The 25132-nt window shown below is 74.7% G+C and carries 23 protein-coding genes; 16 read left to right on the top strand and 7 right to left on the bottom strand.

Annotated elements, in window-relative coordinates:
* Positions 1-84: 84 nt before the first annotated feature.
* From LPU61_RS04250 to LPU61_RS04260, 3 genes are all read left to right on the top strand, one after another.
* Positions 85-303 carry a DUF3039 domain-containing protein gene (locus tag LPU61_RS04250; protein WP_043962508.1) on the top strand — a complete coding sequence of 73 codons (219 nt, stop codon included), beginning with the start codon at positions 85-87 and terminating at the stop codon, positions 301-303.
* Positions 304-343: 40 nt separating this feature from the next.
* Entirely contained in the window at positions 344-994 is a 651-nt protein-coding gene (locus tag LPU61_RS04255) for a trimeric intracellular cation channel family protein (protein WP_043962509.1), read from the top strand.
* Between the two features lie 205 nt (positions 995-1199).
* Positions 1200-2933: a DEAD/DEAH box helicase gene (locus tag LPU61_RS04260; protein ID WP_229404183.1), complete on the top strand. Its 1734-nt coding sequence runs from the start codon at positions 1200-1202 to the stop codon at positions 2931-2933.
* 83 nt (positions 2934-3016) lie between these two features.
* On the opposite strand, the gene LPU61_RS04265 is transcribed toward LPU61_RS04260, so the two are convergent.
* Together LPU61_RS04265 and LPU61_RS04270 are read right to left on the bottom strand one after the other, a co-directional pair.
* Positions 3017-3250, bottom strand: coding sequence for a hypothetical protein (locus LPU61_RS04265; protein ID WP_036374862.1), 234 nt, complete (start codon positions 3248-3250; stop codon positions 3017-3019).
* A gap of 245 nt (positions 3251-3495) precedes the next feature.
* The gene (locus tag LPU61_RS04270) at positions 3496-5097 is read right to left on the bottom strand and encodes an RNA polymerase sigma factor (protein WP_043964218.1); all 1602 of its coding nucleotides are present in this window, start codon (positions 5095-5097) and stop codon (positions 3496-3498) included.
* Positions 5098-5384: 287 nt separating this feature from the next.
* Here LPU61_RS04270 and LPU61_RS04275 point away from each other — a divergent pair, with 287 nt between their 5' ends.
* Positions 5385-6200, top strand: coding sequence for an inositol monophosphatase family protein (locus tag LPU61_RS04275; protein ID WP_043962511.1), 816 nt, complete (start codon positions 5385-5387; stop codon positions 6198-6200).
* Positions 6201-6232: 32 nt separating this feature from the next.
* On the opposite strand, the gene LPU61_RS04280 is transcribed toward LPU61_RS04275, so the two are convergent.
* Entirely contained in the window at positions 6233-6748 is a 516-nt protein-coding gene (locus tag LPU61_RS04280) for a LytR C-terminal domain-containing protein (protein WP_176734137.1), read from the bottom strand.
* A 434-nt stretch (positions 6749-7182) separates the two neighbouring features.
* On the opposite strand from LPU61_RS04280, the gene LPU61_RS04285 reads away from it, so the two are divergent.
* Together LPU61_RS04285 and LPU61_RS04290 are read left to right on the top strand one after the other, a co-directional pair.
* Positions 7183-7479, top strand: a complete 297-nt coding sequence (locus LPU61_RS04285; RefSeq protein ID WP_007075406.1) for a DUF4193 domain-containing protein — start codon at positions 7183-7185, stop codon at positions 7477-7479.
* A gap of 229 nt (positions 7480-7708) precedes the next feature.
* On the top strand, positions 7709-8644 hold the full coding sequence (locus tag LPU61_RS04290; RefSeq protein WP_229404184.1) for a hypothetical protein: 936 nt from the start codon (positions 7709-7711) through the stop codon (positions 8642-8644).
* 49 nt (positions 8645-8693) lie between these two features.
* Here LPU61_RS04290 and LPU61_RS04295 read toward each other — a convergent pair whose 3' ends face one another.
* A complete protein-coding gene (locus LPU61_RS04295; protein WP_043962513.1) occupies positions 8694-9197 on the bottom strand; it encodes a DUF3093 domain-containing protein in 504 nt (167 codons plus the stop codon).
* Between the two features lie 83 nt (positions 9198-9280).
* On the opposite strand from LPU61_RS04295, the gene dut reads away from it, so the two are divergent.
* The 4 genes from dut to LPU61_RS04315 all read left to right on the top strand — a co-directional run bounded on the left by dut (position 9281) and on the right by LPU61_RS04315 (position 11749).
* Entirely contained in the window at positions 9281-9787 is a 507-nt protein-coding gene (dut, locus tag LPU61_RS04300) for a dUTP diphosphatase (protein WP_043962514.1), read from the top strand.
* 25 nt (positions 9788-9812) lie between these two features.
* The gene (locus LPU61_RS04305; protein ID WP_043962515.1) at positions 9813-10448 is read left to right on the top strand and encodes a DUF3710 domain-containing protein; all 636 of its coding nucleotides are present in this window, start codon (positions 9813-9815) and stop codon (positions 10446-10448) included.
* Positions 10449-10626: 178 nt separating this feature from the next.
* Positions 10627-11010, top strand: a complete 384-nt coding sequence (locus LPU61_RS04310; protein WP_043962516.1) for an OB-fold nucleic acid binding domain-containing protein — start codon at positions 10627-10629, stop codon at positions 11008-11010.
* 31 nt (positions 11011-11041) lie between these two features.
* The gene (locus LPU61_RS04315) at positions 11042-11749 is read left to right on the top strand and encodes a DUF3159 domain-containing protein (RefSeq protein ID WP_043962517.1); all 708 of its coding nucleotides are present in this window, start codon (positions 11042-11044) and stop codon (positions 11747-11749) included.
* A gap of 67 nt (positions 11750-11816) precedes the next feature.
* On the opposite strand, the gene LPU61_RS04320 is transcribed toward LPU61_RS04315, so the two are convergent.
* Both LPU61_RS04320 and LPU61_RS04325 read right to left on the bottom strand, forming a co-directional pair.
* Positions 11817-12506: a TrkA family potassium uptake protein gene (locus LPU61_RS04320; protein ID WP_043962518.1), complete on the bottom strand. Its 690-nt coding sequence runs from the start codon at positions 12504-12506 to the stop codon at positions 11817-11819.
* Positions 12507-12508: 2 nt separating this feature from the next.
* Entirely contained in the window at positions 12509-13174 is a 666-nt protein-coding gene (locus tag LPU61_RS04325) for a TrkA family potassium uptake protein (RefSeq protein ID WP_043962519.1), read from the bottom strand.
* A 162-nt stretch (positions 13175-13336) separates the two neighbouring features.
* On the opposite strand from LPU61_RS04325, the gene LPU61_RS04330 reads away from it, so the two are divergent.
* The 4 genes from LPU61_RS04330 to dxs all read left to right on the top strand — a co-directional run bounded on the left by LPU61_RS04330 (position 13337) and on the right by dxs (position 19937).
* Entirely contained in the window at positions 13337-15409 is a 2073-nt protein-coding gene (locus LPU61_RS04330; protein ID WP_043962520.1) for an APC family permease, read from the top strand.
* The gene (locus tag LPU61_RS04335) at positions 15406-16686 is read left to right on the top strand and encodes a class I SAM-dependent RNA methyltransferase (protein WP_082106239.1); all 1281 of its coding nucleotides are present in this window, start codon (positions 15406-15408) and stop codon (positions 16684-16686) included. The genes LPU61_RS04330 and LPU61_RS04335 overlap by 4 nt, the downstream gene beginning before the upstream one ends.
* A 79-nt stretch (positions 16687-16765) precedes the next feature.
* Positions 16766-17929, top strand: coding sequence for an anhydro-N-acetylmuramic acid kinase (locus LPU61_RS04340; RefSeq protein ID WP_255699881.1), 1164 nt, complete (start codon positions 16766-16768; stop codon positions 17927-17929).
* 73 nt (positions 17930-18002) lie between these two features.
* Positions 18003-19937, top strand: a complete 1935-nt coding sequence (gene dxs / locus LPU61_RS04345) for a 1-deoxy-D-xylulose-5-phosphate synthase (RefSeq protein ID WP_043962522.1) — start codon at positions 18003-18005, stop codon at positions 19935-19937.
* 87 nt (positions 19938-20024) lie between these two features.
* Here dxs and LPU61_RS04350 read toward each other — a convergent pair whose 3' ends face one another.
* On the bottom strand, positions 20025-21215 hold the full coding sequence (locus tag LPU61_RS04350; RefSeq protein WP_229404186.1) for a hypothetical protein: 1191 nt from the start codon (positions 21213-21215) through the stop codon (positions 20025-20027).
* Positions 21216-21388: 173 nt separating this feature from the next.
* On the opposite strand from LPU61_RS04350, the gene LPU61_RS04355 reads away from it, so the two are divergent.
* Both LPU61_RS04355 and LPU61_RS04360 read left to right on the top strand, forming a co-directional pair.
* A complete protein-coding gene (locus tag LPU61_RS04355; RefSeq protein ID WP_043962524.1) occupies positions 21389-23308 on the top strand; it encodes a hypothetical protein in 1920 nt (639 codons plus the stop codon).
* Entirely contained in the window at positions 23308-25122 is a 1815-nt protein-coding gene (locus tag LPU61_RS04360) for a hypothetical protein (protein WP_229404187.1), read from the top strand. Before LPU61_RS04355 ends, LPU61_RS04360 begins: the two co-directional genes overlap by 1 nt.
* Positions 25123-25132 lie beyond the last annotated feature (10 nt).

Consider the following 25132-nt stretch of genomic DNA (forward strand, 5'->3'; position numbering starts at 1 on the left):
CGTTACGGTACGGGCCGGGAAAGGGTGGCCTGCGGTGGACCCGGCCAGGTCGGCCTGCCAGACTGGAAAGTTGGAGGTGCAGAAGTGAACACACAGGTTCTCGAACGTCCGGACCTGAAGGATGCCGACACCGGTCCCGAGATGTTCCACTACGTCCGCAAGGACAAGATCGCCGAGAGCGCCGTCATGGGCACCTTCGTCGTCGCGCTGTGCGGGGAGAAGTTCCCGGTGACCAAGGCCGCCAAGCCGGGCTCTCCGGTCTGCCCGAAGTGCAAGGAGATCTACGAATCCTGGGGCGAGTGACCACGGGCGGCCCCTCCGGCCGCCCACGTAACCTTCGGCGGTGACCACCTCCACCGCCCTGCTCCTCGCCGACCTGACCGGGGTGGCCGTCTTCGCCGCCTCCGGGGCCTCCGCGGCGGTGGCCAAGCGCCTCGACCTGTTCGGCGTCGTCTTCGTCGGTTTCGTCGCCGCGCTCGGCGGCGGGATCCTCCGCGATCTGGTGATCGACGAGGTGCCACCGCTGGCCTTCGCCGACTGGCGCTACGCGGCGACGGCCGCGCTCACCGCCGGCGCCACCTTCTGGCTGCACCCCAGGCTGGCCCGGCTGCGCACCACCGTGCTGGTGCTCGACGCCGCCGGCCTCGGCCTGTTCACCGTCACCGGCACCCTCAAGGCGCTCGACGCCGGCGTCCCGGCGGTCGGCGCGTGCCTGCTCGGCATGCTCACCGCCATCGGCGGCGGGCTCGGCCGGGACCTGCTCACCGGCGAGATCCCCGTCGTGCTGCGCCGGGAGATCTACGCGGTGGCGGCCCTCGCCGGGGCGGTCGCCGTGGCGCTGCTCGACGCGTTCGGGCGGGCCGACGCCGCCGGGCTGACCGCCGCTGCGGTGTTCGTCTTCGCGCTGCGCCTGGTGTCGCTGCGGCGGCGCTGGTCCGCCCCGGTGGCCACGCTGCGCCCGCCCCGCACCGGCGCCCGGGGCCCCGGCTCCTGACCGAGCGTGACCGGGTGCCGCCTGTTCGTGTGGTGCGAAGGGTGCTGATGTGACCAGCGTGGCGTCGCCTGGGCCCACCGGCCCGCGCTGGTTATGCTGATCCGGCCTTCGCGGCACCCGATGCGCGAGGGCCTTTTCATGGGCGGCGGCACCCGTGGCCCTCGACCGGGGCCCGCCGTCGCGCGGTCGGAGAGGAGCCTGACGCGTGGCAGCCCGGACGCCGGCGCTCGAGACGTTCCCGCCCCTGCGTGCCTGGCAGCGCAAGGCGCTGGTGGAGTACCTGCGGCGACGCACCGAGGACTTCACGGCGGTCGCCACGCCGGGGGCCGGCAAGACCACCTTCGCCCTGCGGATCGCCGCCGAGCTGCTCGCCGACGGCACCGTCGAGGCGGTCACCGTGGTCGCCCCCACCGAGCACCTGAAGACCCAGTGGGCGCAGGCGGCGGCCCGGGTCGGCATCCAGCTCGACGCGGCGTTCCGCAACGCCGACCTGCACTCCTCCGCCGACTTCCACGGCGCCGTGGTCACCTACGCGCAGGTGGGGATGGCGCCCCAGGTGCACCGACGGCGCACCATGACCCGGCGCACCCTGGTCATCCTCGACGAGATCCACCACGCGGGCGACTCCCGCACCTGGGGCGACGGGGTGAAGGCGGCGTTCGAGCCCGCCGTGCGCCGGCTGATGCTCACCGGCACCCCGTTCCGCTCCGACGACAACCCGATCCCGTTCGTCACCTACGAGCGGGGCGGCGACGGCCTGCTGCGGTCCCGCGCCGACTCGGTCTACGGCTACGCCGACGCGCTGCGCGACAACGTGGTCCGGCCGGTGCTGTTCCTGGCGTACTCGGGGGAGACCCGGTGGCGGACGAACGCCGGGGACGAGCTGGCCGCCCGCCTGGGCGAGCCGATGACCCAGGATCTCGTCGCCCAGGCGTGGCGTACCGCCCTGGACCCGGCCGGCGACTGGATGCCGCAGGTGCTGCGGGCCGCCGACGCCCGGCTGACCGTGCTGCGCAACGCGGGGATGCCCGACGCCGGCGGGCTGATCATCGCCAGCGACCAGCAGACCGCCCGCTCGTACGCGAAGCTGATCGAGCGGCTCACGGGCGAGAAGGCCGCGGTGGTGCTCTCCGACGACCAGGGCGCGTCCGCCCGGATCGCGACGTTCGCGGCGTCCGAGCAGCGCTGGCTGGTGGCGGTCCGGATGGTCTCCGAGGGCGTCGACATCCCCCGGCTGGCGGTCGGCGTCTACGCGACCAGCGCCAGCACCCCGCTCTACTTCGCCCAGGCCATCGGCCGGTTCGTCCGGGCCCGCCGCCCCGGGGAGACCGCGTCGGTGTTCCTGCCCAGCGTCCCGCACCTGCTGGGGCTGGCCAGCGAGATGGAGGCCGAGCGGGACCACGTGCTCGGCAAGCCGAAGGACCGCGAGGGCTTCGACGACGACCTGCTGGAGCGCGCTCAGCGCGACGACCAGGCCAGCGGGGAGCTGGAGAAGCGGTTCGCGGCCCTGTCCGCCACGGCCGAGCTGGATCAGGTGATCTTCGACGGCGCGTCCTTCGGCACGGCCGCCCAGGCCGGCACCCCCGAGGAGGAGGAATACCTGGGGCTGCCCGGGCTGCTCACCGCCGACCAGGTCTCCCTGCTGCTCACCAAGCGGCAGGCCGAGCAACTGGCCGCCCAGCGCCGCCGGGCCGCCGAGCGGGCCGTTGAGCCGGCCGCTACGGCCACGGCGGCGCCTCCGCCGCCGATGAGCGCCGCCCAGCGCCGGGTGGCGCTACGGCGGCAGCTGAACGCCCTCGTGGCCGCGCGGCACCACCGCACCGGCCTCCCGCACGGCAAGATCCACGCCGAGCTGCGCCGGCTGTGCGGCGGCCCGCCCAGCGCCCAGGCCACGATCGAACAGCTCGAGGAACGGATAGCCACGGTCCAGACCCTGTGACCGGGGGCGGAAACGGATAAGCCGGCCGGAGGCACCCGTTGGGTGCCTCCGGCCGGCTTATGTCGGTATGCGGTCTCTTGGGGTCAGTTCGCCATCAGATCGGCGCCACGCCAGCTGAACTCGGGGTCCGTCGCGTACCGCACGGTGATCTTCACGAGATCCTCCGCGTACTTGTTCGCGTGGTGCCCACAGAACACCAGCTCGCTCCCGCCCGCCAGAGTGATACGGAGCTTGCCGGCAGCGTTGCAGCGGTCGCACCGTTCATCGGCGGCTGGGGGAGCCACCGTCTCGGGCGGCGGCGTGAGGGTCGGGGTCATCGCCTTCCTCCTCTGGTCGTCACCGATGAACAATCTCGTCGGTCGTTGCTCACCTATCGTGCAACACCCGACGAGGGTCTTGCCTTCCCTGTGTGCCCGCGGGGGACCGAGGTCACACCTGGCGGCAACAGTGTGCCGTGCACCAAGGGTGCCACGTCAACGATCACAATCGTGCAACCGACCGATCACCATCGGGTGTTGTACGGCTGGTGATCAAAGCGACACGGGCAGTTGACGAACGCGGGTCAGTCCAGGTAGTCACGGAGAACCTGTGACCGCGACGGGTGACGCAGTTTCGACATCGTCTTCGACTCGATCTGCCGGATCCGCTCCCGGGTCACGCCGTAGACCTGGCCGATCTCGTCCAGCGTGCGCGGCTGGCCGTCGGTCAGGCCGAAGCGGAGCCGGACCACGCCCGCCTCGCGCTCGGACAGCGTCTGGAGCACCTGCTGGAGCTGGTCCTGCAGCAGGGAGAAGGAGACGGCGTCGACCGCGACGACGGCCTCCGAGTCCTCGATGAAGTCGCCGAGCTGACTGTCGCCCTCGTCACCGATGGTCTGGTCGAGCGAGATGGGCTCCCGAGCGTACTGCTGGATCTCCAGCACCTTCTCGGGTGTGATGTCCATCTCCTTGGCCAGCTCCTCCGGGGTGGGCTCGCGGCCCAAGTCCTGGAGCAGCTCGCGCTGGATCCGGCCGAGCTTGTTGATCACCTCGACCATGTGCACCGGGATGCGGATGGTGCGGGCCTGGTCGGCCATCGCCCGGGTGATCGCCTGCCGGATCCACCAGGTCGCGTACGTGGAGAACTTGTAGCCCTTGGTGTAGTCGAACTTCTCGACCGCCCGGATCAGGCCGAGGTTGCCCTCCTGGATGAGGTCGAGGAACGCCATGCCCCGGCCGGTGTAGCGCTTGGCCAGCGACACCACCAGTCGGAGGTTGGCCTCCAGCAGGTGGTTCTTGGCCCGCTCGCCGTCGCGGGAGATCCAGCCGAGGTCGCGGACCATCTCCCGGACCAGCTTCTCCTCGCCCTCCTCGGCGGCGCGCAGCCGCTCGGCGGCGTAGAGGCCCGCCTCGATCCGCTTGGCGAGCTCCACCTCCTGCTCGGCGTTGAGCAGGGGGACCTTGCCGATCTGCTTGAGGTAGGCCCGCACGGAGTCGGCGGAGGCGGTCAGCTCGGCGTCGCGACGCGCCTGCTTGAGCGCCTCGGACTCCTCGTCGTCCCACTCGAAGTCGTTGTCGGTGGCGGAGCTGGCGGCGTCGGCCGCGGCGGCCTGGGCCAGCTCGGCCGGCTCCTCGACCACCACGTCCTCGATCTCGGCGGCGAGCTCCTCCGGATCGATGTCGCCCTCGGCGCCCTCGCCCTTGGGCTTGGCGGCGGCCTTGGCCGGCTTGCCCGCGGCGGCGGCCACCGTCGCCTTGGTGGCCCGGGTGGGCCGCGCGACCTTCGCCGGGACGGCGGCCTTCGCCACCGCCTCGGTCGTCGCCTTGCGCGCGGCGACCTTCCGGGGAGCCGGCGCGGGGGCGTCGTCGGCGGCGGGCGCCTGCTTCGGGGCGGGCGCGGCCACCTTCTTCGTGGTCTTGGCGGTGGTGGCCCGGGACGCCGGGGTGGCGGACCGGGCGGCGGCGACCCGGCGGCGCGGGCTGGCCGAGCCGTCGACGACCACGGTCACCCCCGCTTCCGCGAGCGCACGCAGGATCTTCTTGGCCTGGGCCGGAGTCACCTCGGCGGACTCGACGGTGCGCGCGAGCTGGGCCGACGTGAGCTGGCCGCCGGCGCTCTGCGCGTGGGCGATCAGGGTGTCGGTGAGCGAGCGAACGTCGGCGCCGGTCTGGCGGGGTTCTGTCACGAAGACCTTCCGGAGGCGAAGAGCGAGCACGGCCGGGTTGCCCGACGCGGCGCGGAACACGGTGCCGGGCGATGTCGTTGAGGGACCCCCGTGTCCCGGGCCGGCCGGTGGCTGGCGGTCCGTGGCGCGTGGGCAGGGTGAATTGTAACGCCGTCTGCCGCGATCATCCTGCGCCGCACGGCGGACCGACTGGCGGGACCGCCGATTCGACGCAGATGTGGACTTTGTAAGGATGATACTCGCGCGCGACCCGGACGGGTCCGGTCGTGCGGGAAGGGGACGAACCTATGGACCGCGCGGTGCCGCCACCCGGGGAACTGCTGGAGATCGCCGTCGATGTCGCCCGGGCCGCGGCGGCGACCGCGCACCGGATGTGGGCCGAGGGGGTGTCGGTGGCCGCCACCAAGTCCACCGTCACCGACGTGGTCACCGCCGCCGACCGGGCCGTGGAGCGGCAGGTGCTCGACGCGCTGCGCCGGATCCGGCCGCACGACGCGGTCCTGGGGGAGGAGTACGGCGCGGGCGACGCCGCCCCGGCCGCCCGGGTGCGCTGGATCCTCGACCCGATCGACGGGACGGTCAACTACCTCTACGGGCTGCCGTGCTGCGCGGTGTCGCTGGCCGCCGAGGTCGACGGCCAGGTGGTCGCGGGCGTGGTGCGCAACGTGTTCACCGGCGACGAGTGGACGGCCACCGCCGGGGGTGGCGCGTACCGGGCCGGGGAGCGGCTGCGCTGCTCGGCCGAGACCGACCTCGGGCAGGCGCTGGTCGCCACCGGCTTCGGCTACGACCCGGCCCGCCGGGCCCACCAGGCCCGGGTGCTCGCCGGGCTGATCGGCCACGTGCGGGACGTCCGCCGGCAGGGCGCCGCCTCGGTGGACCTCTGCCTGGCCGCCGAGGGGCGGCTGGACGCGTACTACGAGAAGGGCCTGAACCTCTGGGACCACGCGGCCGGCGCGCTGGTCGGCACCGAGGCCGGGCTGCTGGTCGGCGGGCTCGGCGGGCGGCCGGCGGGCCCGGACCTGGTGATCGCGGCCCCGCCGGCGCTGTTCGCGCCGCTGCACGACCGGCTGGCCGACCTGGACGCCTCGGGCGGCCCCTGACCGCCCGGAGGTGACCGGGCCGGCCGGCCCGGTCACTTGTCGACGGGCATCGGGCAGGTGCCGGCCGGGGCGACCGGGGCGCCCAGGTCGCCGAGGGACTGGTTGACCTCCGTGGTGGTGGCGAGCTGGGCGAAGCTGTTGCCCAGGACCACGTCGACCGTGTCGTCCTTGCGCTTGATGTCGAACTTCGGCTCGGCGTTGTTGAGGAAGTACGCGCGCAGCAGGTGGGCGGAGCCGACGCCCTTCGGGCCGTACTGCAGGACGGCGACGCCGTCGAGCTGCTGCTTGGCGTTGCCCTCCTTCTTCACCTGGAACTTGCGGTTGCGGAAGTCGTCCGCCACCTTCTTGGCGAGACCCGCCTCGTCGGTGGCGTTGTAGACGTTGATCTTCACGTCCTTGTTCTCGTGCAGGGTCACGTCCGCCAGCGGCGCGCCCTCGGGGCAGCCGGCTGCGGCCCCGCCCTTGCCCTGGGTGTCGCGGACCACGGCCACGACCACGAAGACCAGGGCGACGACCGCCAGCAGACCGACGACTACGAGTGCTCGCACTCGCGCAAAGCTCATCCTGGCGCTCCCCGGACGGTGATTGGGTGGCGGCGGCCGGGGGCGGGTGGGCCGCCCCGCCGGCCGTCGAGTACGCCGCTGAGGCTAACGGTTGTCCGGCGGTCGCGTGGAAACAGTCCGACATGCCGGCGCGCCAACCGGGAAGCGGGTAGTACTACCCCTATCTTCGTGTCGCCTGAGTCACATTGGGAACAACTTCGAGGTCTGGGGCGTACATCTGAGCCGCGAGGGCGGTATACATGCCTCGCCCGAGGGGGGTAAGGTACCGCGCTCGCTGGGGGAGTTTCTCTGGCGGACCCGGTCCGGCCGGTGGCCGGGTCGGGTGACCGACAAAAGTTGGTGGCCGGCAGTGGAACCGAAACAGCGCCTTCCGGCGTTACAACCGGGAGCGACCATATCGATATGGGAGAGTGAAACCGATGGCCACCGACTACGACGCCCCGCGTCGCGACGAGGTCGACCTCGGCGAGGACAGCCTGGAAGAGCTCAAGGCCCGGCGGGTCGACTCACAGTCGGGCGCCGTGGACGTCGACGAGGCCGAGGTGGCCGAGAGCTTCGAGCTCCCCGGTGCTGACCTGGCCGACGAGGAGCTCACGGTCAAGGTGCTACCGATGCAGCAGGACGAGTTCCGATGCGCCCGCTGCTTCCTGGTCCACCACCGCAGCCAGCTGGCGGTCGAGCGCAACGGCGAGCTGATCTGCCGCGAGTGCGTCTGACCGCGACAGGGCACACCAGCACCTCGACGGGGGACACCAGCGCCTCCATCCGGCGACATCAGCGGCGGCCTCATCGGTGAGGCCGCCGCTGTGGGAGCCGCCGATCCCGGGCACGTCCGCGCCCGCCGGTGCGCCACCGGCCCACGGCACCGCCGTGCGCCGGTGGCGGGGAACTGCTTGACTCGTCGGGACGGTTCCCCACCCGCCGAAGCACCCGGGAGGTCGACGCATGGTCGAGCGCAGCGACGACGGCGGGCGGCCCGCCACCGACGGCACCGGCGGGCCGGAGCCCGCCCCGCCGGGCGACAGCCGCACCGGGTCCGAGCCCGCGCAGGCGGGCAGCGCCCGCACCGAGCCTGCGCAGCCGGACAGCGCCCGCACCGGGTCCGAGGCCGCCCGGCCGGGCGGCACCGGCGCGGGGGAGGAACTGGGCGCGACGGTCGCCGCGCTGACCGCCGACGACGTCGAGCCGGCCCGCCGGCGGCAGCTGCTGACCCGGCTGGTCGGCCAGGTCCGTGGCCGGGGCCTCGCCGACCTGTTCAAGCCGCGCGCCGCCGTCCGCTGGATGACCGACGCGGTCGCCGACGTCGCCCCGCACGTGCCGATCCGGGACCTGGCCACCCTGCGCCGGCACTTTCCCGGCCTGGACGACGAGGCCCTCGCCGACCGGCTGGTCCGCAACGCCGCCCGGACGACCGCCGCGATCGGCGCGGCCGGCGGGGGAGTCGCGGCCGTCGAGTGGGCGGTCGCGCCGACGCTGCTCTCCGCGCCGGTGCTGCTGGCCGCCGAGACGGTCGCCGTGGTGGCCGTCGAGCTGAAGCTGATCGGCGAGCTGCACGAGGTGTACGGTGCCCCGCTGCCCACCGCCGGCACCCAGCGGACGGTGGCCGTGGTGCAGTCCTGGGCCAGCCAGCGGGGGATCAACCCGATGATGCCCGGGGTGGGCGTCGGCGCGGTGCTCGGCACGGCGGCCCGCAAGGAGCTGCGGGACACCCTGCTCAAGCGCTTCGGCCGCAACCTGACCACGCTCGGCCCGTTCCTCACCGGGGCGGCGGTCGCCAGCTATCTCAACCGGCGGGCCACCCGGTCCCTCGGCGAGCAGCTCCGCAAGGACCTCGGGCGGCAGCGGCGCGAGCTGCCCGGCCCGCCGCCCGCCCTGCCCTGACCGCCGAGGCGGGTGCGCGCGGGCGCCTCAGCGGGCGTCGCGGGCGGGTTCAGGCCGGCGACGACGGGCCGGCATCGCGGGCGGCGAGGAGCGCGGCGGCCAGGCGTACCGGGTCGCGGGTGCTGACCACCCAGAACGGGGTGGGGTCGGCCGGGTCGTCCAACACCACCTGCACCGCCCCGGCGATCCAGGGGCGCTGCACCACGAACGCGAGCGGGTCCGCCCCGACGCCGAGCACCTCGCGGCGGCCGGCGGCGTCCAACGGGACGGCGTCGGCCACGAAGCGCACGGGCAGGCGGGCGTCGTCCACCCGCAGCTCGCCGTCGGCCACGGCGACCCGGACGCGGCCCAGCCACCACAGGGCGGCCACCGTCGCCGGCAGCAGCACCACGAACGGCAGCCAGGCGCGCAGGCCGCCCGCGCCCAGCCACAGCTCCAGCGCGAGGAAGCCGCCGAGGGCCGGCCCGGCCAGCCAGAGCCACCACGGCAGGCTGAGCCGCTCCGTGTACGTGGTGGCGGTCGTGGCGGGCGTGGGGGCGGGCGATCGGCTCACTCCTGCCAGGGTACGGCGCGCGACGGCCGGTCGACCCGGCAGGATGACAGGGCACCCCGTGAACCGGACGGAAGAGGCAGACCGTGACCGACGACGTACCCGTGCCCGTGCGGCGGCTCGACCCGCAGCTGCCGCTGCCGGCGTACTCCCATCCCGGCGACGCCGGGGCGGACCTGGTGGCCGCCGCGGACGTGGAACTGCCCCCCGGCGGCCGGGCCCTGGTCCCGACCGGCCTGGCGATCGCCCTCCCGGAGGGGTACGTGGGTCTGGTGCACCCCCGGTCGGGCCTGGCGGCCAGGCTCGGCGTGACGGTGCTCAACGCGCCCGGTACGGTCGACGCCGGCTACCGGGGTGAGATCCTCGTCAACCTGATCAATCATGATCGGGAGACACCGGCGAAGATCGCCCGTGGCGATCGGATCGCGCAACTCGTTGTCCAGCGGGTGGCGCGGGCCGATTTCCGGCCGGTGGCCGAGCTGCCGCCGTCCCGGCGGGGCGTCGGCGGGCACGGCTCGACCGGCGGGCACGCCGGGCTCGTCCCGCCGCCGGCGGACCGGGCCGGCGGGCAGCCGGAAGAGGTGGCAGGGTGAGTGCGAACAGCGGAGGGTGGGTGCAGTGATCTTCTCCCGAAAGCGGGCCGGTGACGGTCGGCAGGCCCGTGACGAGCGGCCCGCCGAGGCCGTCGACGGCGCGACCGCCGAGGCGCCGGCGCGCGGCCCGTACGACGTCTCCGAGGCCCCCGACGGGGTGCAGCGGCTCGACCTGGGCAGCCTGCACATCCCGGCGGTGGCCGACGTGGAGGTGCGGGTGCAGGCCGACCCGGAGGGCGTGATCCAGCAGGTCGTGCTGGTGCACGGGCAGAGCGCCCTGCAGCTCGGCGTCTTCGCCGCGCCCCGCTCCGAGGGCATCTGGGACGAGGTGCGCGAGGAGATCCGGCAGTCGCTGTTCAACGACGGCGCGGCGGCCCAGGAGGTGCAGGGCGAGTACGGCCCGGAGCTGCACGCCCGGGTGCGCACCCCGGACGGCCTGACCGACCTGCGGTTCGTCGGGATCGACGGTCCGCGCTGGATGGTGCGCGGCGTCTACCAGGGCGCCGCCGCGACCGACCCGGCCGCCGCCGGCCCGCTGCGCGAGTGCCTGGACGGGCTGGTCGTCGACCGCGGTCAGGAGGCCAAGCCGGTGCGCGAGCCGCTGCCGCTGCGCCTGCCGCGCGAGGTCGCCGATCAGGCCGCCCCGCCCGTCGAGGCCTGAGCGGGGCACCGACCGGCCCACCCGGGCCCGCCGTCGGCGTACCGTCGCCGGGCCGGCCCGGGGCGGGCCGCCGGTCCCGACCCCGCGCCGGCCGGCGTACGCTGGCAGGACGGCCTCGCCCACGCAGGCCGCACCGGTGCCGGCGCGGCCTGCCGGCGGAGGAGAGGTTGACGCGGTCATGACGACCGAGGAGGGCGGCCGGGTCTCGTTCCGGCGGCTGCTGCACCGGCTCACCGCGAGCGAGGCCGAGATCGAGGCGCAGGAGCTGCGCCGGGAGAGCGCCGAGTCCGGCGGCGTGCCGGCCCGGCAGTGCGCGCGGGGCCAGGTCGTCTGCGTCAACGGCCGGCTGCGCACGGTCGTCTACACCCCCCGGACGAACCTCCCCACCCTCGAAGCCGATCTATATGATGGCAGCGACGTGGTGACCCTGGTCTGGCTCGGGCGGCGGCACATCGCCGGCATCGAGCCGGGCCGGCACCTGACGGCCAGGGGCCGGGTGGCGGTGCGCGACGACCGCAAGGTCATCTACAACCCGTACTACGAGTTGGAGCCGCCGAAGTGACGACCCGCACGCCCCCGACGGGAGGGCCGCGATGACCACCGGAGCCCAGCGGGCGGCCGAGCCCGGCACCGGGCCGGAGGACGAGGCGCCGCTGCCGACCCTCGCCGAGCAGATGGCCGACCAGCTCGGCGGCTGGCGCGGGCTGGTCGAGTCGAGCATCCCGGTGGTCGTCTTCGTCGTCGCCAACGTCGTCGGCGAGCTGCGCCCCGCCGTCATCGCCTCGGTGTCCGTGGCGCTGCTCATCGCCGCGCTGCGGCTGGTCCAGCGCCGGCCGGTGCGGCACGCGGTCAACGGCCTGTTCGGCATCGGCATCGGCGCGGCCATCGCCTGGCGCACCGGCGACGAGCGTGACTTCTACCTCCCCGGCATCCTCTACGGCATCGGCTACGGGCTGGCCCTGCTGGTCTCGGCCGCGGTCAAGCAGCCTCTCGTGGGCTGGATCTGGTCGGTGCTGGTGGCCAAGGGGCGCTCCGAGTGGCGGGACGACCCGCGCCTCGTGCGGACCTTCACCCAGCTCACCGTCCTGTGGGGCGTGGTGTGGCTGGCCAAGGTCGGCGTGCAGGCCGGGCTCTACCTCGCCCACCAGGACACCGCGCTCGGCGTGGCCCGGCTGGCGCTGGGCTACCCGCCGTACGCGCTGCTGCTGCTGATCACGGTCTGGACGGTGCGCCGGGTGACGCGCGAGCGGGCGGCGGGGCAGGACCCGACGGCGGCCCCGGAGCCCCTGCCCGGCGGCTGATCCTGCCGGGCGGCGGCACCGGGCACCTGCGCCCGCCCGCACCGGCGGCGTCGCCCGGCCACCAGGCTCAGCCCGCGCCGCGGGTCCGCTCGATGCTGTCCGTGCCGAGGATCACCGCGCGGACGTCGTCCTCCACCTCCGCCGTGCACACGAAGATCAGCTCGTCGCCGGCCTCGATCGGGTCGTCCGGGCTGGGCACCAGCACCCGCTTGCCGCGCAGGATGGCCACCAGGGCGGCGTCGCGGGGGATCGGCACGGCGTGGATCGGCTGCCCCACGTACGGCGCGGTCGGCGGCAGGGTGATCTCCACCAGGTTCGCCTCGCCCTGCCGGAACGTCATCAGCCGCACCAGGTCGCCGACGGTCACTGCCTCCTCGACCAGGGCCGCCATCACCCGCGGCTTGCTCACCGCGACGTCGACGCCCCACTGCTCGGTGAACAGCCACTCGTTCTCGGCCCGGTTGACCCGGGCCACCACCCGGGGCACCGCGAACTCGGTCTTGGCCAGCAGCGACACCACCAGGTTGACCTTGTCGTCCCCGGTCGCCGCGACCACCACGTCGCAGCCGGCGACGTTGGCCTCCTCCAGGCTGGCCAGCTCGCAGGCGTCGGCGAGCACCCACTCGGCCGCCGGCACCCGGTCGGGCCGCAGCATCCGGGGCTGGCGCTCGATCAGCATCACCTGGTGGCCGTTGTCGATCAGCTCCTGCGCGATCGAGCGGCCCACGTTGCCGGCGCCGGCGATGGCGATCCGCATGCTCAGTGCGCTCCTTCCGGCGGGCTGCCCGCCACCGAGGTCGCCGACGCCACGATGTCGTCGGTGACCAGCATGAAGACCTGGTCGCCCTCCTGCACGGCGGTGGAGCCGGTGGGCAGGGTGCCGATGCCGAAGCGGATCAGGTACGCCACCCGCGCCCCGCTCGCCTCCTCCAGCGCCCGCAGCGGCCGGCCGATCCAGTCCTTGTGCACCGGCACCTCGACGATCGAGACGGTGCTGGTCGGATCGCGGAAGATCTCCACGTTGCCCTCGGGCACCAGGTGGCGCAGCATCCGGTCGGCCGTCCACCGCACGGTGGCCACGGTCGGGATGCCCAGCCGCTCGTAGACCTGGGCCCGGCGCTGGTCGTAGATGCGCGCGGCGACCCGGGAGACGCCGAACGTCTCGCGGGCCAGCCGGGCCGAGATGATGTTGGAGTTGTCGCCGCTGGAGACCGCCGCGAAGGCGTCGGCCCGCTCGATTCCGGCCTGCCGGAGCACCTCGCCGTCGAAGCCCGCGCCGGTCACCGTGATGCCCGCGAAGTCCGGGCTGAGCCGGCGGAACGCGTCGGCGTCCTGGTCGATCACCGCCACCGAGTGCCCCCGGGACTCCAGGCTCTGGGCCAGGGTCGACCCGACCCGGCCGCAGCCCATGATCACGACATGCACGTGTCCCTCCCAAGGTGCGCGCACCCGTCCGCCGTCGACCCCTCGACTGCGAGCCTGCCACGTCGGGGTTACCAGCGGGGGACGACGGTACCCCGCCCGGTCGAACCTCCCGCTCCGCCACCCCCGGGCGACCACGGAACCGTGGTCGTACCCTTAGCGCTTGTGGCCAGTCCCACCTCGCTGCTGAAGCGGCTGCTCGTCGGTCGACCGTTCCGGTCCGACCGGCTCCAGCACACCCTCCTGCCGAAGCGCATCGCGCTGCCGGTCTTCGCCTCCGACGCCCTCTCCAGCGTCGCGTACGCCCCCGACGAGATCCTGCTGACGCTCTCCATCGCGGGCGCGTCGGCGTTTCTCTTCTCGCCGTGGATCGCCCTCGCCGTGGTGGTGGTGATGCTCACGGTGGTGGCCAGCTACCGGCAGAACGTGCACGCCTACCCCTCCGGGGGCGGCGACTACGAGGTGGCGACCGTCAACCTCGGCCCCCGGGCCGGCCTCGCGGTGGCCAGCGCGCTGCTGGTCGACTACGTGCTCACCGTGGCCGTGTCGGTCTCCTCCGGCGTGGCCAACCTGGGGTCGGTGGTGCCGTTCGTGGCCACCCACAAGGTGCTCATCGCCGTCAGCGCGGTGGTGCTGCTCACCGCGATGAACCTGCGCGGCCTGCGCGAGTCCGGCACCGCGTTCGCCATCCCGACGTACGGCTTCGTGATCGTCATCGGCGGCATGATCGTCACCGGCCTGGTCCGGTACTTCGTGCTCGGCCACGACCTGCGCGCGCCCAGCGCCGGCCTGGAGATCCAGGCCGAGCACAGCGTCACCGGGTTCGCCCTGGTCTTCCTGCTGCTGCGGACCTTCTCCTCCGGCTGCGCCGCGCTCACCGGCGTGGAGGCGATCTCCAACGGGGTGCCCGCGTTCAAGGCCCCGAAGAGCCGCAACGCCGCCACCACCCTGCTGCTGCTCGGCACCATCGCGGTGAGCATGCTCGTCGGCATCATCTGGCTGGCCCGGCTCACCGGCCTCCAGTTCGTCGAGGACCCCGAGCTGCAGATCCTCTCCGGCCCCGACGGGTACGTGCAGAAGACCGTCACCGCCCAGCTCGGCGAGACGGTCTTCGGCTCCGGGTCGGTGCTGCTCTACGTGGTCGCCGGGATGACCGCGCTGATCCTCTTCCTCGCCGCCAACACCGCGTTCAACGGCTTCCCGGTGCTCGGCAGCATCCTCGCCCAGGACCGCTACCTGCCCCGGCAGCTGCACACCCGGGGCGACCGGCTGGCGTTCTCCAACGGCATCGTCTTCCTCGCCGTGGCCGCGATCGTGCTCATCGTCGGCTTCCAGGCCGAGGTGACGCGGCTCATCCAGCTCTACATCGTCGGCGTCTTCGTCTCGTTCACCCTCTCCCAGGCCGGCATGATCCGGCACTGGAACCGGCACCTGCGCACCGAGCGGGACCCGCAGGCCCGCCGCCGGATGATCCGGTCCCGGGCCATCAACGCCTTCGGCATGGTGATGACCGCCGCGGTGCTGGTCATCGTGCTGATCACCAAGTTCCTGCTCGGCGCGTGGATCGCCATCGCCGCGATGGCGGTGCTCTACGTGCTGATGCTGGCCATCCGGCGGCACTACGACCGGGTCGCCGCCGAGCTGGAGCCGACCGAGGTCCGGGGCGTGCTGCCCGCCCGCAACCACGCCATCGTGCTGGTCAGCAAGCTGCACCAGCCGACGCTGCGGGCCATCGCGTACGCCCGCGCCACCCGGCCGGACACGCTCACCGCGGTGACGGTGAACGTGGACGAGAAGGACACCCGGGACCTCCAGGCCGAATGGGAGCGGCGGGAGCTGCCGGTGCCGCTGACCGTGGTCGACTCGCCGTACCGGGAGATCACCCGGCCGATCCTCGACTTCGTGGCCAACACCCGCCGGGAGTCGCCGCGCGACGTGGTCACGGTCTTCATTCCCGAGTACGTCGTCGGACGCTGGTGGGAGAACCTGTTGCACAACCAGAGCGCGCTGCGCCTCAAGGGGCGGCTGCTGTTCGAGCCGGGTGTCATGGTCACCAGCGTGCCGTGGCAGCTCGCCTCCACCGCCGGCAAGAACCTCGACCGGCTCGACGCGACGCTGAGCCGGGGACCGGCACGCGGCCCCCGGGTCGCCCCGCGCAGCACCCTGCCCCCACCGGTGCCGCCGGTGGTCTCCGCCCCGCCCGGCGAGCACGGCCCGACCGAGGGGGACCGGCGATGACCCGGCCAAGCGTGGACGCCTCCCGCGCGGGTGCCGGACCGGCCGACGGCGAGCGGCGCGGGCTGGAGGAGGCCGAGCGGGTCGAGCTGACCGTCGACGCCGTCGCCCCCGGCGGGCACTGCGTGGCCCGGGTCGACGGGCAGGTGGTCTTCGTCCGGCACGCGCTGCCCGGCGAGCGGGTGGTGGCCGAGGTCACCGAGGTGCACCGCGGGTTCGTCCGCGCCGACGCGGTGACGGTGCTCGACGCCGCGCCGCAGCGGGTCGCGCCGCCCTGCCCGTACGCGAAACCGGGTCTGTGCGGCGGCTGCGACCTGCAGCACGTCGCGCCTGCGGCCCAGCTCGACTGGAAGGCCGCGGTGGTCCGCGAGCAGCTGCGCCGCCTCGCCGGTCTCGCCGACGCGGAGATCGACCGGCTCGGGGTCCGGGTCGCGGCGCTGCCCGGCGGGCCGCTCGGCTGGCGCTCCCGGGTCCGGTACGCGGTCGACGCCGCCGGCCGGGCCGGGCTGCTCAAGCACCGCTCGCACGAGGTGGTGCCGGTCGACCGCTGCCTCATCGCCCACCCGGCGATCCAGGCGTTGCCGGTGCTGGGGCGGCCCTGGCCGGCCGCCGAGGCGGTGGAGGCGGTCGCCTCCACCGGCGGCGACGTCACCGTCACCGCCCTGCCTCCCGACGGCTCCGTGGCCGTCCCGTCCATCGACGGCCCGCAGACCGTCCGGGAGGTGGCCGCCGGCCGGGAGTGGACGCTGCCGGCGTCCGGCTTCTGGCAGGTGCACCCGGCGGCGGCCGACACCCTGGTCGGCGCGGTGCTCGACCTGCTCGACCCGCAGCCGGGCGAGTCGGCCTGGGACCTCTACGGCGGGGCGGGGCTGTTCGCCGCCGCCGTGGCCGCCCGGGTCGGCCCGGCCGCCCGGGTCACCGTCGTCGAGTCCGCCGGCGAGGGCGTCGCCGCCGCCCGGGACAACCTGCGGGACCTGCCCGGGGTCGAGGTGGTGGCGGCCCGGGTGGAGACCGCCCTGGCCCGCCGCCGGATCACCGGCCCGGTGGACCTGGTGGTGCTGGACCCGCCGCGCAGCGGGGCGGGCGCGCGGGTGGTGCGGGACGTGGTCGCGGCCGGCCCGCGCGCCGTGGCGTACGTGGCCTGCGACCCGGCCGCCTTCGCCCGGGACGTGCGCACCTTCGCCGAGGCCGGCTGGGAGCTGGCGGCGCTGCGCGGCTTCGACCTGTTCCCGATGACCCAGCACGTCGAGCTGGTCGGCCTCCTGCGACCCGGTCGGTGACCGGCGCCCGGCGCTCGGCGCCGGGTGATTGCAGGGGGCCCTTCCTTTACCGAAAGCGTTGACAGGGGGCCCTTCCTACATGCGGATCGTGGGGTTGATGTCGGGGACGTCGTACGACGGGGTGGACGTCGTCGCCGCCGAGTTCGCCGTCGACGGGGACGACCTGCGGCTGCGGCCGCTCGGCCACGTCGGCCTCGATCACGACGAGGGGCTGCGGGCGCAGATCCAGGCCGTGCTGCCGCCGCACCCGACCACCATCGAGGCGGTCTGCCGGCTGGACAACCGGCTCGGCGAGGTGTTCGCCGACGCGGCGGCGCGCGGCGTGGAGCTGGCCGGCGGGCGGGTCGACGCGGTCGTCTCGCCGGGGCAGACCGTCTTCCACTGGGTCGACGGCGGCACCGTGCGCGGCACCCTCCAGCTCGGCGCGCCGGCCCGGGTGGCCGCGCGGGTGGGCGTACCGGTGCTGTCGGACCTGCGCGCCGCCGACGTCGCCGCGGGCGGGCAGGGCGCGCCCCTGGTGCCGGCGTTCGACGCGCTGCTGCTGGGCGGCCGGTCCGGCCCGCCCCGGGCGGCGCTCAACCTGGGCGGCATCGCCAACCTCACCGTCGTCGCCCCGGGCGCGCCGACCCTCGGGTACGACGTGGGCCCGGCCAACGCGCTGCTCGACGCGGCGGCCCGGCGGTTCCTCGGCCGCCCCTGCGACCTCGACGGGGCCCGGGCGGCGGCCGGCCGGGTGCACCCCGGGCTGCTGGAGCTGCTGCTCGCCGAGCCCTACTACGCCGCGCCGCCGCCCAAGTCCACCGGCAAGGAGCTGTTCCACGCCGGGTACCTCGACGACCGGCTCGCCGCGCTCGGCGAGCCCGTGGCCGCCGACGACGTGCTGGCCACGCTGACGGAGCTGACCGCCCGGACGGTGGCCGCCGCCTGCGACCGGCATCAGGTGGCCGAGGTGGTCGCCGCCGGGGGCGGGGTGCGCAACCGGACCCTGTGGGGCCGGCTGGCCGCCCTGGGCGCGGGCCGGTGGCGGCTGCGGGCCAGCGACGAGCTGGGGGTGCCGGCCCAGGCCAAGGAGGCGTACGCGTTCGCCCTGCTCGGCTGGCTGTCCTGGCACGGCCTGCCGGGGGCGGTCCCGTCGGTGACCGGGGCCCGCGAGGCGGCCGTGCTGGGCTCCTGGACGCCGGCCGGGCCGGACCGGCACGCCCCGCCGGTCGCCCCGCCGCGACGCCTGGTGATCGTCTCCTGACTGCGCACCCGGTCAGCGGGGTCGTTCACCGGCCAGGCTGCGGACTACCGGGCGGCCGATAGACTCTTCGCTCATGAGTGCTGAAGAGGACACGGCCAACCACGGCCGGCTGCTGGCCACGGTGCGGGGTCCGCAGGACGTGAAGCGGATGACCGCCGAGCAGCTGGACATCCTCGCCGCCGAGATCCGTGACTTCCTGATCGCCAAGGTCTCCCGCACCGGCGGGCACGTCGGCCCCAACCTGGGTGTGGTGGAGCTGACACTGGCGATGCACCGGGTCTTCGACTCCCCCCGGGACCGGCTCCTGTTCGACACCGGCCACCAGGCGTACGTACACAAGATCCTCACCGGCCGGCAGGACGGCTTCGACAAGCTGCGCCAGCGCGGCGGCCTCTCGGGCTACCCGAGCCAGGCCGAGAGCGAGCACGACCTGATCGAGAACTCGCACGCCTCCACCGCCCTGTCCTACGCCGACGGGCTGGCCAAGGCGTACGCGCTGCGCGGCGAGTCGCGGTCGGTGGTGGCCGTCGTCGGCGACGGGGCGCTGACCGGCGGCATGTGCTGGGAGGCGCTGAACAACATCGCCACCTCCGGCAACCCCCTGGTGATCGTGGTCAACGACAACGGCCGGTCGTACGCGCCGACCATCGGCGGCCTCGCCGACCACCTGTCGTCGCTGCGGCTCAACCCCGGCTACGAGAAGGTCCTCGACACCGTCAAGGACGCCCTCGGCTCGACGCCGCTGGTCGGCCGCCCCATGTACGAGGTGCTGCACGCCGTCAAGAAGGGCATCAAGGACGCGGTCGCCCCGCAGGCCATGTTCGAGGACCTGGGCATCAAGTACGTCGGCCCGGTCGACGGCCACGACCTGGCGGCGGTCGAGTCGGCGCTGCGGGCGGCGAAGCACTTCGGCGGCCCGGTGATCGTGCACGCGGTGACCCGCAAGGGCTACGGCTACCGGCCGGCGGAGGAGGACGAGGCCGACTGCCTGCACGGCCCCGGCGGCGCGTTCGACGTGGAGACCGGCAAGCTGGTCGCCGCGCCGTCGGTGAAGTGGACGCACGTCTTCGCCGACGAGCTGGTCGCGATCGCCGACGCCCGGCCCGACGTGGTGGGCATCACCGCCGCGATGGCCGAGCCGACCGGGATCGCCAAGCTGGCCCGCAAGCACCCCGACCGGGTCTACGACGTCGGCATCGCCGAGCAGCACGCCGCCACCTCGGCGGCCGGGCTGGCCCTCGGTGGGCTGCACCCCGTGGTGGCGGTCTACGCGACGTTCCTCAACCGGGCGTTCGACCAGGTCCTGCTGGACGTGGCGATGCACAGGCTGCCGGTGACGTTCGTGCTGGACCGGGCCGGGATCACCGGCCCGGACGGGCCGAGTCACTACGGCATCTGGGACATGTCCGTCTTCGGGGTGGTGCCGGGCCTGCGCATCGCCGCCCCCCGGGACGCCGCGACGCTGCGCGAGGAGCTGCGCGAGGCGATCGCCGTGGACGACGGCCCCACCGTGGTGCGGTTCCCGACCGGCACCGTCGCCGCCGACCTGCCGGCCGTGCGCCGGGTCGGCCCGGTCGACGTGCTGGCCGAGGCGGACCGCGCCGACGTGCTGCTGGTCGCGGTCGGCTCGTTCGGCCACCTCGGCATGGAGGTCGCCGCCCGGGTCGCCGAGCAGGGCTACGGGGTGACGGTGGTCGACCCGCGCTGGGTGCGCCCGGTCCCCGCCGAGCTGGTCGAGCTGGCCGCCGGCCACCGGCTCGTCGTCACCGTCGAGGACGGCGTGCGCGTCGGCGGCGTCGGCGACGCCCTCGCCCAGGCGATGCGGGACGCCGACGTCCGGGTGCCGCTGCGGGACCTGGGGGTGCCGGCCGACTGGCACCCGCACGGCACCCGCGCGCAGATCCTCGCCGACCTGGGCCTCACCGCCCAGGACGTGGCCCGCGACGTCACCGGCTGGATCTCCCGCCTCGACGAGCAGCAGGCCGAGCCGGTCCGCCTGCCCAACTGAGTGCAAGGGGCCCCTTCTCCTCTGCCCGCCGTGGGGCCGCGTGTCGCGGTGGGGCCGCGTCGCCAACCGGCCCCGGCCGGGGGCGGGTTAGCGGCCGCCGACCGAGCGGTAGTAGGTCTTCTCCGCGCCGGCCAGGCTGAACGTCGCCTTGCTCGTCGGCTGCGGCACCACCACCAGCCCCGGCCGGTCGACCAGCCGGGGCGTGCCCGGGGGCACCGACAGCGACGTGTAGCGGTTGGCCCGCCAGCTCAGCACCACCAGCGGCTGCCCCGGCACCGGCAGCACGTACGCCTGCAACGTGTTGGCCCGGTCGGCCGGCGAGAACACCGGGTCGCCGGCCGCCGGGCGGTAGACGACGGCCGTCATCGTCCCCGTGCCGGTCTCCCAGCTCAGCTGCTCCAGGTCGGCCGGGTCGCCCCCGCCGAGGGCCACCTCGCCGAGCGCGCGCACGCTCACCTTGCCCCTCGGCCACGACTCCGGCACGGCGCGGGGCGCGTCCCGGTCGCCGATGCGGCGCGGGATGCTGCCGAACGGGCCCCGCTCGTCGGCCAGCTCGCAGGTGTCCAGGTCGTCCAGCGCCCGCCGGCCCGAGCCCGTCTCGTCCCGCACCAGGGGGTAGCGGGGGTCCGTGGTGGCCGTACCCAGGTCGAGCAGGCGGTCGGCGGCCCGGCCGCGCGGCAGCGAGCTGGTGGCCCGCAGCGTCGCGGTCAGCGGCACCGCCTGGCAGGCCGGCACGTCCACCGGGTCGGTCAGCCCGTCGCGGGTGACCAGGGCCCGGCCCTTCGGGCCGAGCAGCCGCTCCACCCGCTCCGAGAGCAGGTAGCGACGCCCGGCGCTGGTCTGCACGGGCAGCACGTCGGAGTAGACGAGGTAGCCGGGGTCGGTGTATTCGCTGGCCCGGTCGACCACGTAGCGGTTGCCGTCGCGCTTCAGCTGCAGCAGCCAGGAGGCGCTCTCGCCGGGGACGTCGGCGGCCACCAGGGCCAGCGGCGTGCCGTCGGCCTCGCCGGACCACAGGATCCCCGAGGAGGGCAGGTGCGCCCGGTCGTCGACCGGCGTCCGCCAGGCCCGGACCGCGTCGGTCACCGCCGCCGTCGCCGCCGCGTCGCCGGCCAGGCTGCCCCGTGCCGGCCACACCCGCAGCGTGCCGTCCAGGCTGTCGTAGCCCACCGGGAGGGCGTCGGGCTTGCGGTCGGCGACCGGTCCGCAGGCCGTCGCGGTCAGCAGGAGGGCGAGCAGCGCGGTGGCCGTCCCGCCGTGCCGGCGCGCTGAAGCCACCTGTTACGCCCCCGATCGCGTCGCCGGTCGTGTTGCGCCCCACATGGTACGAGACGGCGGCCGGCCGCGAACCGGCACCTCGATCCCCGGCCGCGAGCCGCGCGCCGACCGCCCACAAGGGACGCAACGGTGATTGTCGGGCGCGGCCCCGCCTCCGGTAGACTCCGCCGACTGTGACTCCTGCCGAGCCCCTGACCGTCGAACCTCCGACCGTCGAGCCCCCGGCCGGCGCGGAGCCCGCAGCCGCCCCGCCGCCCGCCGGAGCCCCGCAGCCCGCCGCCGCAGCCCCCTCCTCGACCGCGACCGCCGTGGCCCCGGCCGGATCCGCCGGGTCCCGCAGCCGGCGGCGCTGGCGGTGGACGCCCCGGCGGCGCGACCTCGCCGTCTACGGCCTCTTCCTGCTCGCCGCGCTCTGGGTGACCAGCCAGATCTGGGTCGACCCCGCCGGCCGGGTCGCCTCGCTCTACAGCAGCGACCCCGCCCAGGTGCAGTTCTTCCTCGCCCACTCCGTGCGGGTGGTGCTGCACGGCGAGTTCCCGTTCTACACCGACCAGTTCAACTACCCCGACGGGGTCAACCTGATGGCCAACACGGCCGTCCTGGCGCTGGGCATCCCGATGGTGCCGGTGACCCTGCTGTTCGGGCCCGCCGTCTCCTTTGTGGTGCTGGTCACCTGCGGCCTCGCCGGCACCGCCGCCGCCTGGTACCGGGTGCTGTCCCGGCACGTCGTGCGCAACCCGCTCGCCGCCGCCGTGGGCGGCTGGTTCTGCGGGTTCTCCCCGGCGATGCTCTCGCACGCCAACTGGCACCCGAACATCATCAGCCAGTTCCTGCTGCCGTTCATCGTCTGGCGGGTGCTGGTGATCACCCGCTCGAAGCGGCCGGTCCGCGACGGGGCGCTGCTGGCGCTGCTGGTCACCGTGCAGGCGTTCATCAACGAGGAGATCCTGCTCTTCACGGCGATGGCCTGCGGGGTGTTCCTGATCGCCGTGCTGGTGCAGCGGCCGGGGCTGTGGTCGTCCGCGTGGCGGCCCCTGGGCGTCGCCGTGGCGGTGTGCACCGTGCTGGCCGGGTCGCTGCTGGCGTACCCGCTCTACGTGCAGTTCGCCGGGCCGATGGCATACCACGGGCTCAGCGACGCCGTCCGCGACTACGGCAACGACATCGCCGCGTTCTTCGCCCCCGGCTCGCCCACCCTCGGCGGCAACGAGCGCGCCAACGTCAACCTCGCGCCGAACTACTCAGAGGAGAACGCCTTCCTCGGCTGGAGCCTCGCCCTCATCGCCGTCGGCATCGTGCTCTGGCTGCGCCGCGAGCCGATCGTCCGCGCCCTCGCCGCGACCGGCGCGTTCTTCGCGCTGCTCTCCCTCGGCGAGCGGGTGTCCTGGTGGGACCGGGAGCTGTTCACCGGCCCCTGGGAGTTCCTGGTGCGGCTGCCGCTGCTCGACGCCGTCGTGCCCACCCGGTTCGGCATGATCACTACCGTGGTGGTGGGGGTGCTGCTCGCCGTGGCCGTCGAGCGGGTCTGGGCGCTGCGCACGGCCGAGGCCCGCACGATGCGTACCCTCGGGGTGGCCGCGCTGGTCATGGCGCTGCTGCCGATCGCGCCGATGCCGCTGAAGGTCACCTCCCGCCCGCCGGTGCCGAAGTTCATCACCGCCGACCGGTGGCGTGACTACGTCGGCCCCGACCAGACCCTCGTGCCGATCCCGGTGCCGAGCATGGGCAACACGCACGGGATGCGGTGGGCCGCCACCACCAACCTCGACTTCAAGATCCCGGGCGGCTACTTCCTCGCCCCGCGCAACGGCAACACCGGCGACCCCGGCCGGTTCGGCGGGCGCCCCAGCGGCGTCGGCGAGCTGCTGGAGGACGTGGCCAGCACCGGCCGCACCCCGAAGCTCGACGACCGCCAGCGCCGCCGCTCGCTGGACGAGCTGCGGCACTGGCGGGCCGCGATCCTGGTGCTCCCGGTCGGCCAGCACAACGCCGAGCCGCTGCGGCGTACCGTCGAGGACCTGGTCGGCCCGGCGCGCCGCGAGCTGGACGTCTGGGTCTGGGACGTGCGGACCCTGACCGGCCCGTCGGCCTGATGGCCGCGCCCGCCGCCGACGTCGCGCCGGGCGGGCGGCGGCAGCCGGGCCCGCCGCCGGTCGCCGTCCGGCCCCGGCGGGTACGCAGCGTCGACGCCGCCGTCGCCGCCGGCTACCTCGGCCTGGCGGTGCTGCTCACCAGCCGCCAGTGGGGCCGGCCCGACCGGCTGTTCCACCAGGACAACGACCAGATGTTGTTCGAGTGGATGCTCGCCCGGGCGGCCCGCGCGGTCACCGCCGGGGAGAATCCGCTGCACAGCGCGGCCCTGAACGCCCCGGACGGGGTGAACCTGATGGCCAACACGTCGGTGCTCGGGCTGGGCGTGCCGCTGGCCCCGGTGACGCTGCTGTTCGGCACGCAGGCGGCCTTCCTCGTGGCGGTCGTGGTCAGCCTGGCGGGCACCGCCACCGCCTGGTACGTCCTGCTGGCCCGCCGGCTGGTCGGCTCCCGCGTCGCCGCCGCCGTCGGCGGCCTCGTCTGCGGCTTCGCCCCCGGCATGGTGGCCCAGGCCGGGGCGCACCTGCACATGGCCGCCCAGTTCCTGGTGCCGCCGATCCTGGCGCTGGTGTTCCGGCCCGGCACCGACCGGGTCCGCCGGCACGGGGTGGCGCTCGGGCTGCTCGTGGCGTATCAGGTCTTCGTCGGCGAGGAGCTGCTCGTCTTCCTGGCGCTCGCCGCCGGGGTGTTCGCCGTGGCGTACGCCCTCGCCGACCGGGCGGCGGCCCGCCGGCTGGCACCCGCCCTCCTCGGCCGGCTCGGCGTGGGCGCGCTGGTGGCGGGGGCGCTGCTGGCGTATCCGCTGTGGTTCCAGTTCCTCGGCCCGCAGCACTACCGGGGGATGCCCTTCCACGCGCGGGGCTTCCAGCTCGACGCGGCCTCGTTCACCGCGTCGGCCCGGCAGACGGTCCTCGGCGACGGGTACGTGCCCGGACTGCTCTCGCCGAACCCCACCGAGGAGAACTCGTTCTTCGGGCCGGGCCTGCTGGTGCTCGCCGTGGTGGTCGTGGTCTGGCTGTGGCGTCGGCCGCTGGTGCGGGCCCTCGCCGCCGTCGGGCTGCTCGCCGCGCTGTTCTCCCTCGGCGACACCGTGCGGGTCGACGGCGCGTCGACCGGGCTGCCCGGGCCGTACCGGCTGCTGGCCGGGGTGCCGCTGCTCGACCTCGTGGTGCCGGCCCGGTTCGCCCTGATCTGCGTGCCGGTGCTGGGGGTGCTGGTCGCCCTCTCGCTGGACCGGGCGCTCGCCCTGGGCTCCGGGGCGGCAACGGCCGGCGACCGGCCGGGGGTGCCGGTGCGGCTGCTCTGGGGCGGGGCCGTGGCCGCCGCGCTGCTCCCGCTGGCCCCCACGCCGATCCGGACCGTGCCGACGTGGCCGGTGCCGGCGTTCGTGGCCGACGGCGGCTGGCGGGCGTACGTGCCGACCGGGCGGACCCTCGTGCCGGTGCCGCCGGTGACCGGCGCGGGGGTGAGCCCGGCGACGTTCTGGTCGGCCCGCACCGGGCTGGCCTTCACCGCGCCGGGCGGCTACTTCATCGGCCCGGGCGCCGCCGCCGACCCGACCGCCCACTGGGGCGCGCCCGACCGCCCGACGGCGGCGCTGCTGCGCCGGGCGGCCGAGACCGGCGAGGTGGCGGTGGTGACCGACGCGGACCGCCGGCAGGCGGTGGCGGACCTGCGCCACTGGCGGGCGGCGGTGCTGGTGCAGGGCGGGCTGCACCGGGGCGAGGCGGTCCGCCGCACCGTCGACGCGCTCGTCGGCCCGGGGCGCGAGGTCGACGGCGCATGGGTGTGGGACGTGCGCCCCCTGGTGGGCTGACGCCCGCTCC

The organism is Micromonospora sp. NBRC 110038 (assembly GCF_020884815.1).
In the GTDB taxonomy this organism is placed as follows: domain Bacteria; phylum Actinomycetota; class Actinomycetes; order Mycobacteriales; family Micromonosporaceae; genus Micromonospora; species Micromonospora haikouensis.

Excerpts from the sequence above, each read along its gene's own strand:
- LPU61_RS04265 (WP_036374862.1), bottom strand. The coding sequence starts at position 3,250 with ATGACCCCGACCCTCACGCCGCCGCCCGAGACGGTGGCTCCCCCAGCC.
- LPU61_RS04275 (WP_043962511.1), top strand. The coding sequence starts at position 5,385 with ATGGACCGCGCGGTGCCGCCACCCGGGGAACTGCTGGAGATCGCCGTC.
- LPU61_RS04285 (WP_007075406.1), top strand. The coding sequence starts at position 7,183 with ATGGCCACCGACTACGACGCCCCGCGTCGCGACGAGGTCGACCTCGGC.
- LPU61_RS04290 (WP_229404184.1), top strand. The coding sequence starts at position 7,709 with ATGGTCGAGCGCAGCGACGACGGCGGGCGGCCCGCCACCGACGGCACC.
- LPU61_RS04310 (WP_043962516.1), top strand. The coding sequence starts at position 10,627 with ATGACGACCGAGGAGGGCGGCCGGGTCTCGTTCCGGCGGCTGCTGCAC.
- LPU61_RS04315 (WP_043962517.1), top strand. The coding sequence starts at position 11,042 with ATGACCACCGGAGCCCAGCGGGCGGCCGAGCCCGGCACCGGGCCGGAG.
- LPU61_RS04320 (WP_043962518.1), bottom strand. The coding sequence starts at position 12,506 with ATGCGGATCGCCATCGCCGGCGCCGGCAACGTGGGCCGCTCGATCGCG.
- LPU61_RS04335 (WP_082106239.1), top strand. The coding sequence starts at position 15,406 with ATGACCCGGCCAAGCGTGGACGCCTCCCGCGCGGGTGCCGGACCGGCC.
- LPU61_RS04340 (WP_255699881.1), top strand. The coding sequence starts at position 16,766 with ATGCGGATCGTGGGGTTGATGTCGGGGACGTCGTACGACGGGGTGGAC.
- dxs (WP_043962522.1), top strand. The coding sequence starts at position 18,003 with ATGAGTGCTGAAGAGGACACGGCCAACCACGGCCGGCTGCTGGCCACG.
- LPU61_RS04360 (WP_229404187.1), top strand. The coding sequence starts at position 23,308 with ATGGCCGCGCCCGCCGCCGACGTCGCGCCGGGCGGGCGGCGGCAGCCG.